This window comes from Neorhizobium galegae, from assembly GCF_017877055.1.
Taxonomy (GTDB): domain Bacteria; phylum Pseudomonadota; class Alphaproteobacteria; order Rhizobiales; family Rhizobiaceae; genus Neorhizobium; species Neorhizobium galegae_D.
Genome location: NZ_JAGIPG010000007.1, coordinates 106,307 through 119,261 on the forward strand (window position 1 = coordinate 106,307; position 12,955 = coordinate 119,261).

Here is a 12,955-nt window from a genome sequence, read left to right on the forward strand (position 1 = left end):
GCGCAGAGGCGGGCCGTTGCGGCGTTCGCCAATGGGGGTCAGAACAAGATTAGTGCGAAATCGTACGCTAGCCGAATTTGTGCATAATTTCCGTAGTTTGCGCCTTGTGCTGAATATAAAGTTCTAGGCGGAAATGCTATTTAGGGCCCAGTTTTGGGAACGAGTATCGATCTCGATCATCACTTTCTCGGCTAAACGTACGATTTCGCACTAATCTTGTTCTGACCCCGTATAAGCGAGAGCTCGTTTATCTCAAAACTGAATGCAGGGGCGGTAGTGACTTCGAAGTATCAACACAGAAAGCCTTGTTGATCGATGCAATGATTTCGTCCTGCCGAGCCGGGTTTAGCGAGAACCTTGTCGCAGCACGAAACTTGCCCTCGAGTTCAGCCGACGACAGGGGACCACTTGCCTCCCCTTTCGGAGCGGTAACATCCGAAACGAAATGCCGACCCTTCACCGTCACAGTGACCCGAGCCAATGTTTCGGCAGGAAAGCGAGCATCGAAATCCGCGTTTACTGACAGTGTGACTTTTCGGGCCAGATCGACGACTGCGTTTTGCCCCAGGACTGCTGGTGTCGGCGGCAGAAGCGCTTGAGGCCCCTGAAGGGTCGCAAGCGCAAGGCAATACGGGATGCTGTATTGCACATCGACAAGATTTGTCGGGTTATCCCGGTTCGAGATGCGCAATGCACCGCCGGTGCTCTCGACCTCGATGGCGTCGATTGAATGCGGATCGATCGAATACCGACCTACGACTTGAAGCATGGCGTCAAGCGGCGCGTGTATGTGACGGCAGCATGCATAGAGCTTGAAATAGGTATTGCAGATATGCGGATTGACGCCGAGCCGGAGATCCTCGGAAAACCTGTAATGTCGCGTGCTGTCGAGGATGTTGCGCGGTCCGGTATGTCCCGCTTCGGCGAGGCTCAAGGCAACCAGCCCCGTCACCACAGACCACGGTATGCCTTCTTTCACATCGCTCCCTTCAGGAGCCGGATTTCGAGGCGCCGGCGCGCTGGCAAACAACTGGTTGGGTGAACTTTCGCCGGCAATCGCCAGGGCATGCGTCAGTATCTCGGGCGCGGTGCCGCGCAGAACGGCTGCCGTGGCGACCACAGCGTAGGACGACCACGTCCCGGTATTGCCGTAAGTGGTGCGCGCGGCACCGATGGTGACGCCGACCTCGTAGCCTACGATGATTGCACGAAGGGTATCTTCCAGCGAGGCGTCCGTCTCACTGGCGATGGCAAGTGCTGTGGGAATGACTGCCGCGCCCGGATGACCGCGCGCCAGTCGATGCCCGTCGTCCAGGTCCAGCGCGGCCGCCGCGGCACTGTTTGCCCAGGCTGCACCGACAACCGAACTGGTCGTACCGGAAAACCAGATTGGCACGTCACCGGCGGCCATTGTTACCAAAGCCGTTTTTCGAGCCGCAAGCACGCCGGGCTGGCTGATCCCCGAGGCGGCGGCGCCGAGGAGATCGAGAACGCATCTTAAAGCGGCCTGACGGGGAAGATCCCCCACCGGCTCCTGCCGCGCCGTATCGACGTAGGATACAATACACGCCAGGATGCTGTTTTGATGGAAACCTTCATTCACCTCGTCAGATGTCCCGCTCATTGTGATGCAGCTTCTTTTCGGGTCCCGTTAGCCGAAGAACGGGCAGGGTAACCTTCCACGACCAGCCGTCGGAGACGGTCGCCGTCCAGCGGTCCAAGTTCGCCGAGGATATCGTTCTCCGCGGCAAAATCGCGCCCGTAGCATGCCTCGAGCAACTCAACCCCAGATTCATGCAGCCGCGCGCTTGCCCCGGAAATTCGCGCGAGATGCAGCATCGGCATGACACCGAAGGGCACGTCTTCGAGGACATACCGTGTGTTGATATCTTTCGGGCCTTGCGGGTCTTTGCCACTGGCTGCCAGATTAGCGTAGATTTCCGCCACCGAGTTTCCCGAAACGCCGTGGGACAAGGCCGAATGATCAAAGATGGTGCGCACCGTCTTGCCGAATGCCGAAGCGATGGCGATCCGTTCCTGGTCCAGCTGTTCCAGCAATCTCGCGACGGCAGGTGTCATGTTGGAGTTCTGTCCCCACGTCTCTCCCCGTTCGATCCGCGTCAGATTGCAGAGCGCGATACCCATGTGATTCTGCGGGTTGAGATTGCTGAGCGCGATCGTCAGGAGATCGTCCTTGAGCAGGAACCTGTCGCCGAAGACCTCGGCACATACCTTGTAAGCACTATCCGCGCTCCGAACAGGCACGGCCGCCATATCGACCTTCGAGCGGATTGCGCCGACCTTGACATGCAATCTCGATTGCGCCTTGGCCGTCAGCAGTGTCGTGTTCCAGACAGCGATCGGAATCTGAAGCCCACGCTCGCTCAGCTTCTTCGCAAGATAGAGCGCGGCGAATGAGAGATGCGCGCTGATGACGACGGTATGGCGGGCTTCCAGATGGCCTGCGAGTTCGTCCAGAACGCGCCGGTAACCATAGGCGGGCAAGGCCGGGACGATGACATCGCACTTCGCCAAATCCGCAGCTCCCTCAGCCACCTGAGGATGGAACTCTCCTTCGATGGCTCCCGACACCTGCAGGGCCTTGCCTTCGCGAAGTTCCCTCGTACCATTTCCCGAAGGAGACCACAGCCATGCCGCATGCCCGTTTCCGGAAAGAAATGCGGCATATCCCATGGCGATAGCGCCGGCTCCGGCAATACCTACACGCATCGTGATTTTCCTTTTTACTCAGCCTGGTAGGACGGCCGAAGCGGCCTTCGATTTCCGGCCCGATCAACCGGACATCGTGTTTCCAGAGACTTCAATCGACCCGATAGAGATGACCGGGCGACACTTCGCGATACTGCCGCACCGCCGGCTGGTATCCGACGGGCCGGACAGGGCTCTTCAGTTCATCGACGACCATGTTGCGTTTGACCCTGCGCCGTGCCGGGTCGGGCACCGGCACGGCCGCCATCAGCTTCCTAGTGTATTCGTGTTGGGGGTTGTCGAAGACCGCCGCGCGCGGGCCGATTTCGACGATCTCCCCGAGATACATGACGGCGACGCGGTGGCTGACCCGTTCAACGACGGCCATGTCGTGGCTGATGAACAGGAATGCGAGATTGAGGCTCTGCTGCAGATCCAGAAGCAGATTGCAGACCTGCGCCTTGATCGAGACATCGAGCGCCGACACCGCCTCGTCCGCGACGATCACCTTCGGGTCAAGCATCAGGGCGCGGGCAATGGCGATACGCTGGCGCTGGCCGCCTGAAAACTCATGCGGGAAGCGTGCCATCATATCGGCCGACAGGCCCACTTTTTCCAGGAGCATCGCAGCCTTGTCACGGGCCTCGCTCTTCGTTCCGAGGCGATGCTGGAGAAAGGGCTCCATGATTGCCGCGCCGATGCTCATGCGTGGGTTGAGCGACGCATAGGGGTCTTGGAAGATCATCTGGATGGATCGGCGCATCGCCCGAAGCGCAGACTGGCTGAGCTTCATGACGTCCTGGCCGTCGACCGTGACCTTGCCACCGGTCGGCGTGATGAGCCGCGTGACCGAGCGCCCGGCCGTCGATTTGCCGCAGCCCGATTCCCCGACGATCGACAGCGTCTCGCCTTCGAAGAGTTCGAACGAAACATTCTCGACCGCATGCACCGCTCCTGTCTTTCGGCCGAACGCGCCGGATCGGATGTGAAAGCGGGTCGTCAGATCCTTGACTTCGAGGATCGGTCTCTTCGTGCGTGCGACAGTGTCGTATACCTCTGCTAAAGCAACCTGCTGCCCCGTCGTCATATCAACGGTGGGAAACCGAAGCGGCAGGTCGCGTCCACCCATCGAGCCCAGTTTCGGTACCGCTGACAGCAGTGCGCGGGTATATGGATGTTGACCACGATGGAAGATGTCCTCGGTCTTGCCGGCTTCGACCGCATCGCCGCGATACATAACGATGGTACGATCGGCGACCTCGGCCACCACGCCCATATCGTGCGTGATAAAGAGCACCGCCATGCCCTCCTCGTCCTGAAGCGTCTTTATCAGATCGAGGATCTGCCCCTGGATCGTCACATCGAGCGCGGTGGTCGGCTCGTCGGCAATCAGCACCTTGGGCCTGGAAGCCAAAGCCATGGCGATCATGACGCGCTGGCGCATGCCCCCGGAGAACTGATGTGGATATTCGTCGAAACGGCTTGCAGCATTTGGAATGCGGACCTTTTCGAGCAGCCGGATAGCTTCCGCTTTTACCGCGGCCTCGGTGATGTCCGTATGGACGGTGAGTGCCTCGGCAATCTGCTTTCCGACCGAAAAGATCGGGTTGAGCGAGGTCATCGGTTCCTGGAAGATCATCGAAATGTCGTTACCGCGAACGCGCCGCATTTCCTCTTCCCGCAGCGAAAGCAGGTCGCGGCCATTGAGCATGACCTGCCCTTCGATCCGGCTCGATTCCGCAGCCAGCAGTCGCATGATCGAAAGCGAGGTCACGCTCTTGCCGGAACCGGACTCGCCGACGATCGCGACCGTCTCCCGTGCGGCGATATCGAACGAGATGTTGCGGACTACGTTCTTCCATCCGTCGCCGGTCCTGAAGGACGTATTGAGGTTGCGGACCGACAGGACCGGTTCGCGAGCCGGTGCGGTGAACCCTGTTTTCTGGCCAGAATAGTGCATCGGGCTTTCGCTGATCAGGTTCATCCCTGGCTCCTTGTTTTGGGATCGATCGCATCGCGGAGCGCATCACCAAGAATGTTCAGTGCAAGCACCGTCAGAAGAATGGCGAGCGACGGGAAGACAACCAGCCACCATGCGCTCAGGATATTGTCGAACCCTTCGCGGATCATCCCGCCCCAGGTCGCCGTCGGCGGAAGGGCGCCGAGACCGATAAAGGCCAGCGATGCTTCGGTACGGATCGCCGACGCCATCCAGAGAGACGCCACGACAACGATGTCCGACAGGATATTGGGGAGAATATGCACCCGCATGATGTGCAGGGGCGTATAACCCAGAGACCTGCCGGCCTCGACAAAATCACGGCGCTTCATGGCGATCGTCGGTGCCCTCGCAACACGTGCGAATGGTGCCGTCTCGGTAATCGCGATGGCGATGATGAGGTTCTCGAAACTCGCACCCAGCATCGCAGCGACCATGAGGCCGAGGAGAAGCGTCGGGAAGGAAAGCATCACGTCGACGATGCCCATAACGATCTGGTCGAAGACCCCGCCAATATAGCCGGCCAGGATTCCGAGCGCCGATCCGACAACCATGGCAATCAGCACGGACAAAAAGCCGATGGAAAGCGAGATCCGCGCGCCATAAAGCAGACGCGAGAGAACGTCGCGGCCGTAACTGTCGGTACCGAACCAGAAATCCGCTGAAGGCGGGCTCAGGCGATGAAGGATGTTCTGCTTGAGCGGGTCATAGGGTGCGAAGACCGGGGCAAAGATCGCCACCAGAACGATCAAGGCCAACAAGCCGATACCGATCCAGGCGAAACGATTGCGGCGGAGAGCCCTCAAGACAGGGCTGGATTGCCTGGCCGGCATGCTTTGGGAAATGGCAAAGTCGGTCATTGCGCATAACTCACTCTGGGATCGACGAGAGCGTAGATCAGGTCGGTTGCGGTATTCACGAGGATCACGAACGTTGCGAAGACCACCATCAAACCCTGGAGAAGGGTGTAATCGCGCGACTGGAGGGCGCCGAGGATCAGCTTGCCGAGACCGGGCCGCGTGAAGACGATCTCGGTCAGCACGGAATTACCAATCAGCGTGCCGAAATACAGTCCGACCACCGTCACGATGGGGATCAGGGCATTGCCGAGAGCATGCCGCATGATGAGCTTGCTCGGCTTTACCCCCTTGGCCCGCGCTGTCCGGATGTAGTCCTCACCCATCACATCCAGCATTGATGAACGAGTCACCCGCGCGATGTAGGCCGTCATGATCAGCCCGAGATTGAGGGCCGGAAGAGCAAGGCTGCGCAGATGGCTAAGCGGATCTGTGGAGGCCCTGCTCATGACCGGAAGCCATTGCAGCCAGACCGCGAAGGCGAGGAGCATCAATATGCCGGAGACGAAGCCCGGGAAGGACAGGCCGACGAGAGACAGGATCCGGCTGACATAGTCCGGCCACCGATTGCGTCTGACCGCCGCCACGACGCCGAGCGGAATGCCGAGGAGCGTCCCGATCAACATCGCGGCCAGCGCCAGTTCCAGCGTATAGGGAAGAACCAGCGCCACTTCTTCCAGAACCGTGCGGCCGCTCGTCATCGAGCGACCGAAATCACCGCTGAGCATGTCGGTGACAAAGCGCACATACTGAACCGGAATGGGCTGATCGAGACCGAGCTGCGCCCGAAGGTTCTGCAGTGTCTGCGCGCTTGCCCGATCGCCCAGCATGGCGACGGCGGCATCGCCCGGAACGAGCCGGACCAGAATGAAGACCATGGTCAGCATTGCAAGCAATGTTGGAATGGCCAGGAGAAGTCTCCGTATCACATAGCCGATCATGCAACTGCCCTTTCCTTGGCAAGGCGTTCGACGTCAAAGGCGCCGAGGTCGAGATTGGTCCGGCCTTCGCAGACGAGATCGGCAACCACCCTGCCAACCGAGGGTACAAGCTGGAAACCATGGCCGGAAAATCCGAAGGCATGAATGAGGCCGGTCGCCTTGCGCGAGAACCCGATGACCGGCAGGTGGTCCTCCGTCATGGCTTCCATGCCAGCCCAGGTCCGAACGATACGCAAGCCCTTCAGCGCAGGAAACAAACGCACAGCGGCGCCGACCGATGCTGCCAGCGCCACGAAATCGACGCTCGCCGATTGCCGGTCGCTGGCAAGCCGGCCCTGCGATCCACCGCCGATCACCATCGTCCCTTGAGCGGTCTGCTTGAAGGAGAGCTTTCTCCCGAGCGAACTGACGACCGGCTTGACGCGCGCCTGCGTGCGCTCCGTCACGACCATCATCGAGGTGCGAATGGATTGGCGGACAGGCTCCCCGGCCAGCTCTGCGACCCGGTCTGCCCAGGCCCCGCCGGCATTGACGACGGTTCCCGCCTCGATGACGCCGGCTGACGTCTCGGCGATCCATCGACCGGAATGGCGTTGAAGGCCGGTGAGCAGGCATTGTTCGACGATCTTCACGCCCGCGCGCAACGCGGCATCGCGGAAGGCGATGATCGTGCGGTGCGGGTCGGCGGATCCGTCGCCGGCCACCCAGGCGCCACCAAGACAGTGAGGTGAAAGATCGGGTACGAGTTCCCGCATCTCATCCCGGCCGATGACCTTCTCGTGCGCAAAGCCTTTGCCTACCAGACCACGAATGCGGGCCTGGATCTTGGCTAGCGCAACCTCGTCCTCCGCGACCTGCAACTGCCCACAGGCGATAAAACCGCAGTCGTCGCCCACCAGCGCGTTCATCTCGTGCCAGATCCCGGCAGCCTCTAGACTGAGCGGCAGTTCAGCCGGATCCCGCCCGAGCGTGCGGACCCCCGCGGCAGTGGCCCCCGAAGCATGCCGGCCGAGAAAATGCCTCTCCACAAGAATGACCGACACGCCGCGCCGCGCCGACTGCAGGGCCGCCGACAGACCATGCAGCCCTCCGCCGATGACCAGAAGATCCGCATTCATGATACGTCTTCCAGATCACCGAGCGCCGCGATCTCGCCGAGCGTCACAGGCTTGAGCGGCGGGCGAATGTTGAAGAAGCTGACGTCGCGAGGCGGGATTCCGTGCGCTTCCGCGACCAGCGCCTGAACCGTATATCCGCATTGCCGGCCCTGGCAGGGTCCCATTCCGCAACGGGTCGCAGCCTTCACCGCGTTGGGATCCGGCGCGCTGACCTTGGCGACGGAACGGATCTGCGCAGCGGTTACCTCTTCGCAGCGACAGACGATCACCTCGTCTGCAATGCTGGCCATCGGCGGCGGATAGAGCGCATCGAGAAACGGGCGCAACGCACGCGCGCTCGCAAGGCGCTTGTCCAGACCGGCTTTATGCCGTTCACCTTCCGCATCGAAGGAAGCATCGAGATGCTTGGTGATCCCAAGTCCCGCGATTTCGCCGGACAGCGTCGCCGCCAGCCAACCGCCAATGCCGCCGGCGTCGCCTGCAACGAACAGTCCAGCCTTGCTGGTTTCGCCCCATCCGTCGAGCTGCGGAGTGAAATAGTTCTGCAGCTCATTCCATTCATGGGCGCATCCGAGCGCCATGGTCTCATGGATGCGCGGTACCACGCCTTCATGCACGAGGAGAATGTCGGCCTTTACCTTGCGTCGCTCGCCCGCCGACAGCCATTCCAGATATTGCAGCCGCCCATCGCCCCCAGCGCGGAGGTCATGGAAACCGCGCACCATCTTGCCGCTCTTGCGCAAATCGCGAAGCCAACGTGCTCCCTTCAACAAGCCGAGGATGTCGCGCCACGCACCAGTAAGCTTTGTCAGAGCCGCGAGACCTGGCTTGCGCGACGTATCGAGGAAACCCGCGATACGCCCTTCGAGACCGAGGAGCTGGGTCGCATAAAGCAGCGGCAGCGGCCCGGCGCCTGCAATCCATACGTCGCCTTGCGGCAGCATCCCTCCGGACTTGAGCAGGATTTGCGCCGCCCCGACCGTCATTACGCCCGGAAGAGTCCAGCCCGGGAAAGGTACCGGCCTTTCTTGGGCGCCATTCGCGAGCAGAACGACGCGCGCGCCGATGCGGCGGGCCTTTCCTCCTGACGTCAGGAACAGGTGCCAGCCTTCTTCGATCTGCCAGACCTGGGTCTCGGGCATATAATCGGCGCCGCAGGCACGAAAGGCCTGCACCAGCGCGGCTCCCTCGCGATAATCAGTACCCAAAGCCTCGGCCATCGGCCCGGAATTGCGCTCAACGCCGCGCCAGATCTGGCCGCCCGGTGCGGGCTGCTCGTCGATTACCACAACGGAGGAACCGTTTTTCCGGAGCCGGATTGCAGCCGACATGCCGGCTGGCCCGGCACCAATCACCACCACATCGTATTTCATTTCGAGATCTCCCGCGGCCCGTGCTGGCTTTCGATCCTCATGCCCGGCGCGACCGGAACGAGACAGCCCTGCATCGAGGCATTGCCATCGACGGTCACCAGACATTCGAAACAGACGCCCATCTGACAATAGGGCAACCGAGGGGTTCGACTGACGGTCGATCCTCGTCCGGCTCCAGGAGCACGCAACAATACGCTTGCCACCGTCTCGCCATTCCAGGCGCCGATTTCGACGCCATTGACGAGGACGGTCATGTCCGAAGCCTTTCCAGGCCTTTCATGCACACTTTTGAACATTGAATCTTCCATTGGAAAAAGCTGCCAGATCCTCGGGCAGATGGCCGCCGGCCATGGCCGGCGCAATGACCGCGGTATGAACCGCAGCAAGCGTCACGCCCGAATGACAGGCTGCCGCGAAGAGACCCGGATAGTCCGTCGATTCCGCATAGATCGGCGTCTTGTCGAGCGGAAGGACACGGAGACCCGCCCACTGCCTGACAAGCCGGGCCGACCCGAGCGCCGGGATGATCCGCGTCGCCCTTTGCGCCAGTTTGGTTGCCGACGCCGCCGTGACGCTCGTATCGGCAATCTTCTCGTTCGTGGCGCCGATCATCACCGTGCCGTCGGCACTCTGCCTCAAGCCACTACCGGGAAAAGGCAGGATGGGCGCGATGCGCTCCGTGACAAGGATCTGCCCCCGCTCCGATTTCATCGGCATGGCCAATCCAAGCGGCTCGGTCAGCGCCGGCGTTGCAAGCCCCGCGGCAACGACGACGCGCGGCGCCTGCAACTCGCCATGTAGTACGATCACGCGGAACCCGCCGGAGACTGGTGAGATCGCTTTGACCGGACTGCGAAATTCGATCTTTCCCCCGAGAAGCATGATCGCGCGATGCAAGGCCGCCAGAAGCTGCAACGGGTTCACATGGCCATCGAGCTTGCAGTAGCTGGCACCAACGACATCGGGACCCAAGCCCACCGCAGGCAGCATGCGCTCCAGCGCACCGCGCTCGATCATTTCCGTGTCGGCCTGCGCACCCTGATTATGGGTTCGTTCGTTGATGGCGGCCCGGTTCGCGTACTCCGTTTCGCTCAGACAGTAGACCAGCCCTCCGGGCCGTTCATAGTCCACGCGATCGGCAGCGACCGTCGAAAGTTCATCCCTGAATGCGGGCCAAAGATCCGAGCTCTGCCGGGTCAACGTACTATAGGCAGGCGCGTCGGACCCCTTGCCTTGAACCCAGACCAGGCCGAAATTTGCCCGGGCAGCACGCGGGTCGCGATCCGCTCCGTCCAGAACGATGACGCGCTTACCTTTCAGCGCCATTCCATATGCCAGTGCCGCGCCGACCACACCCGCGCCGATAATGATGACGTCTGCGTCCAAGTCGTTTCTCCCCTTCTTTCTTGTCACAATCAGCGCCGAGAGGTAGAAAGTCAAAGTCGCTTACTTTGCCCTGGTATTCGTGAGGGTTATACCAATGAGAAATCCCAGCTTGAGGCAACTGGAGGCCCTGATGGCCGTGGTCGAGGCCGGTACGGTGAGCAGGGCATCGGAAATCCTGCGCATCTCGCAACCGGCCGCGAGCAAGCTCATCCAGGATCTGGAGGCAGATACCGGGTTGCAACTGTTCGAGCGCGACAGCGGCCGGCTTGTGCCGACAGGCCGCGGAATGCGGCTCTACGAAGAGGTTGAACGCATCTTCGGTGGAGTTCATCAGCTTGCGCGCGCAGTGGAGGCCATCCGCCGCGAAGAACACGGACAGCTGCTCATAGGAACGATGCCGGCGCTGTCCGGGCCGTTCATAACCAGGGTCCTCAAATTGTTCCGAGCCCGCCACCCCGATGTCTTCGTGTCGGTCGAAGCGAGGAGTTCACAGTTTCTGACCGAGGCTGTCCTCCTTCGCCGGCTCGACGTGGTGATGGTCATCAGCGGGCTGGAACATCCGTCGGTGGTCGGTGAAGCTCTCAAGAGCCCGCCGGCGGTGGCGATACTCCCGAAAGGGCACCGCCTTTGCGAGAAAAAGGAATTGACCCCGCCCGACTTTGCAGACGAACCATTCATTGCCTTCGGACCGACAAGCATGATGCGCAGGAAGGTGGATGCAGCGTTTGACGCTTATGGACTGAGGCCCAGGATCGTTATTGAAGCGACGACAGCACCGAATGTCGCCGAATTTGTAGCCGCCGGACTCGGTGTGACAATCGGCGATCCCCTCTCCATGGAAATTGTCGCCGACCGGGTGGCCATCCGTCGCTTCGTTCCTGAAATTGCGTTCGAATACGAGATCGTCCGGCCGGTTCGCGCCCGCAACAGCAGCCTCGTCGCGGATTTCGTAGCCGCCGCACATTCCGCGGCACTGAGCACGACGATCGCTCCATGACAAAAGGCCCCGGACTGTGCCATCCGCACGAATGCGGACGCCCAGGCCGAGGCCAGACAGGGGAGTTTGATCGTTCAGCGTTTCAGCGTCGTCTTTTCGGTGATCGGCGGAGCGAGATTGAGCGAGCCCCTCAGTTCATAGCCGTAATCGAGCGCCTTGCTGTGTACCCAGACCTGCATCAGGCTGAAAAGCGGGACCGCGCACACCTGCTCGAAGATCTTCTTCTGGGCGGCCGACCACTGCTTCAGCCGCTCGTCATCCGAGGTTGCCCGCCGCGCCGCGGTGATTTCGGCATCGGCCGCATCGCAATGGCCGAAGTTCGTGACGGCGGTCGGTTTTCCGATCGCAGCATCCGAATGGTAGAACTGACTGAGATAACTATCCGCTACCGGATATCGCGCAGCGCCGTAAAACACGACGTCGCCCAGGTCCTTGCGGATCTGTTCCTGGTATGTCGGATGATCGACCACCTTCATCTGCAGATCGATGCCCGCCTCTGCCAGTTGGGCCTGGATGACTTCCATGATCGGCAGCTGGGACGAATTCGAGGACACGACGGCCGAAAGCTGCACGCCTTTGGGAAACCCGGCCTCTGCAAGCAGCTTCTTCGAAGCGGCGGGATCATATTTATAGGTCCAGCTGCAATCCTCTCCCAGATAGCCGGAAGGAACGACCGAACACCCTTTCGGGCCAACGCCGGCGCCGACGAACTGCACGATCTGGTCGACATTGATGGCTTGCGCGACGGCCTGACGGACCTTCACATTGTCCAAAGGCGGACGAGACTTGTTGAGGAATACGGTGCGATATTCGCCGGGTGCGAAAATATCGACGACCGCACCATCCCACGCCTTTGCCTGGTCTACCCAGCGCTGTTCGCGCTTGCCGTAAATGAGATCGAGCTCGCCGGAACGGAACGCCAACTCGCGGCTGGAGTCTGTCGGGATGAGGTCAAACCTGATACCGTCGAGCTTCGGCGCGCCCCTGAAATATCCGGGAAAAGCCTTCAGGTTGACGGCCTGCTGCGTGACCGCGCTTTCGAACATGAAAGGCCCGGTCCCGATCGGCCGGCTCTTGAAATCCGCGCCGAGTTTTTCAAAGGCCTTTTTGCTGATGATATTGCCGCCATGATAATTGGCGATGAGCCCGAGAAAGCCGGGTACCGGTTCACTCAGTGTAATCCTGACAGTCATCGGATCGACAGCATCAATCGACTTTACGCCGGCAAAATCGCTGGAGAATGATGATGTCTTAGGGTCCTTGGCGCGCATCAAGGAGAAAACCACGTCTTCCGAGCTTAGCGTGCCGTAGTCGCCGTGGAATTTGACATTCGGACGAAGCTTGAAAGTCCACACAAGCCCATCGGCCGAGGAGGTCCAGCTTTCAACCAGATCGGGCTCGATCCTCGCTGGATCGGCGCTTCCCGGCGGGAAGCGCACCAGCCCGTTAAACATCCACGACACAAGCGTCACATCCGCAGTCGCGGTTGCCCGCGTCGGGTCTAGAGTTGAAATATCCGGCGCATTGATGCCGACCTTTAGCGTATCAGCGCCGGCCATAGCAGGACCCAAACCA

Annotated in this window: 11 protein-coding genes; 1 reads left to right on the forward strand and 10 read right to left on the reverse strand. The window is 60.8% G+C overall.

From position 1 onward, the window contains the following. Window positions 1–247 precede the first annotated feature (247 nt). The 9 genes from J2857_RS29670 to J2857_RS29710 form a co-directional block, all read right to left on the reverse strand. Window positions 248–1,624 (reverse strand): MmgE/PrpD family protein, encoded by a 1,377-nt coding sequence (locus J2857_RS29670; RefSeq protein ID WP_210013654.1) that lies wholly within the window; start codon window positions 1,622–1,624, stop codon window positions 248–250. Continuing rightward, the gene (locus J2857_RS29675) at window positions 1,621–2,730 is read right to left on the reverse strand and encodes an NAD/NADP octopine/nopaline dehydrogenase family protein (protein WP_210013655.1); all 1,110 of its coding nucleotides are present in this window, start codon (window positions 2,728–2,730) and stop codon (window positions 1,621–1,623) included. The genes J2857_RS29670 and J2857_RS29675 overlap by 4 nt, the downstream gene beginning before the upstream one ends. Before the next feature lie 91 nt (window positions 2,731–2,821). Beyond that, a complete protein-coding gene (locus J2857_RS29680; protein ID WP_210013736.1) occupies window positions 2,822–4,669 on the reverse strand; it encodes an ABC transporter ATP-binding protein in 1,848 nt (615 codons plus the stop codon). 20 nt (window positions 4,670–4,689) lie between these two features. Continuing rightward, entirely contained in the window at window positions 4,690–5,568 is an 879-nt protein-coding gene (locus tag J2857_RS29685; protein WP_210013656.1) for an ABC transporter permease, read from the reverse strand. After that, window positions 5,565–6,506, reverse strand: coding sequence for an ABC transporter permease (locus J2857_RS29690; protein ID WP_210013657.1), 942 nt, complete (start codon window positions 6,504–6,506; stop codon window positions 5,565–5,567). The genes J2857_RS29685 and J2857_RS29690 overlap by 4 nt, the downstream gene beginning before the upstream one ends. Next, complete coding sequence (locus tag J2857_RS29695) at window positions 6,503–7,624, reverse strand: NAD(P)/FAD-dependent oxidoreductase (protein ID WP_210013658.1); 1,122 nt, start codon at window positions 7,622–7,624, stop codon at window positions 6,503–6,505. Before J2857_RS29695 ends, J2857_RS29690 begins: the two co-directional genes overlap by 4 nt. Beyond that, entirely contained in the window at window positions 7,621–8,997 is a 1,377-nt protein-coding gene (locus J2857_RS29700; RefSeq protein ID WP_210013659.1) for an NAD(P)/FAD-dependent oxidoreductase, read from the reverse strand. Before J2857_RS29700 ends, J2857_RS29695 begins: the two co-directional genes overlap by 4 nt. After that, window positions 8,994–9,293, reverse strand: coding sequence for a (2Fe-2S)-binding protein (locus J2857_RS29705; protein WP_210013660.1), 300 nt, complete (start codon window positions 9,291–9,293; stop codon window positions 8,994–8,996). Before J2857_RS29705 ends, J2857_RS29700 begins: the two co-directional genes overlap by 4 nt. Continuing rightward, on the reverse strand, window positions 9,274–10,437 hold the full coding sequence (locus J2857_RS29710) for an NAD(P)/FAD-dependent oxidoreductase (RefSeq protein WP_245364023.1): 1,164 nt from the start codon (window positions 10,435–10,437) through the stop codon (window positions 9,274–9,276). The genes J2857_RS29705 and J2857_RS29710 overlap by 20 nt, the downstream gene beginning before the upstream one ends. Window positions 10,438–10,477: 40 nt before the next feature. Here J2857_RS29710 and J2857_RS29715 point away from each other — a divergent pair, with 40 nt between their 5' ends. Further along, complete coding sequence (locus J2857_RS29715; protein WP_210013661.1) at window positions 10,478–11,380, forward strand: LysR substrate-binding domain-containing protein; 903 nt, start codon at window positions 10,478–10,480, stop codon at window positions 11,378–11,380. Between the two features lie 74 nt (window positions 11,381–11,454). Here the strand turns inward: J2857_RS29715 and J2857_RS29720 are convergent, their stop codons facing one another. Then, window positions 11,455–12,939 carry an ABC transporter substrate-binding protein gene (locus J2857_RS29720; protein WP_245364027.1) on the reverse strand — a complete coding sequence of 495 codons (1,485 nt, stop codon included), beginning with the start codon at window positions 12,937–12,939 and terminating at the stop codon, window positions 11,455–11,457. Window positions 12,940–12,955 lie beyond the last annotated feature (16 nt).

What these genes read in the sequence shown, in the direction of transcription:
- J2857_RS29690 (WP_210013657.1), bottom strand. Translation starts at nt 6,506, where the DNA reads ATGATCGGCTATGTGATACGGAGACTTCTCCTGGCCATTCCAACATTG.
- J2857_RS29670 (WP_210013654.1), bottom strand. Translation starts at nt 1,624, where the DNA reads ATGAGCGGGACATCTGACGAGGTGAATGAAGGTTTCCATCAAAACAGC.
- J2857_RS29685 (WP_210013656.1), bottom strand. Translation starts at nt 5,568, where the DNA reads ATGACCGACTTTGCCATTTCCCAAAGCATGCCGGCCAGGCAATCCAGC.
- J2857_RS29675 (WP_210013655.1), bottom strand. Translation starts at nt 2,730, where the DNA reads ATGCGTGTAGGTATTGCCGGAGCCGGCGCTATCGCCATGGGATATGCC.
- J2857_RS29715 (WP_210013661.1), top strand. Translation starts at nt 10,478, where the DNA reads ATGAGAAATCCCAGCTTGAGGCAACTGGAGGCCCTGATGGCCGTGGTC.
- J2857_RS29680 (WP_210013736.1), bottom strand. Translation starts at nt 4,669, where the DNA reads ATGCACTATTCTGGCCAGAAAACAGGGTTCACCGCACCGGCTCGCGAA.
- J2857_RS29695 (WP_210013658.1), bottom strand. Translation starts at nt 7,624, where the DNA reads ATGAATGCGGATCTTCTGGTCATCGGCGGAGGGCTGCATGGTCTGTCG.
- J2857_RS29720 (WP_245364027.1), bottom strand. Translation starts at nt 12,939, where the DNA reads ATGGCCGGCGCTGATACGCTAAAGGTCGGCATCAATGCGCCGGATATT.
- J2857_RS29700 (WP_210013659.1), bottom strand. Translation starts at nt 8,997, where the DNA reads ATGAAATACGATGTGGTGGTGATTGGTGCCGGGCCAGCCGGCATGTCG.
- J2857_RS29705 (WP_210013660.1), bottom strand. Translation starts at nt 9,293, where the DNA reads ATGTTCAAAAGTGTGCATGAAAGGCCTGGAAAGGCTTCGGACATGACC.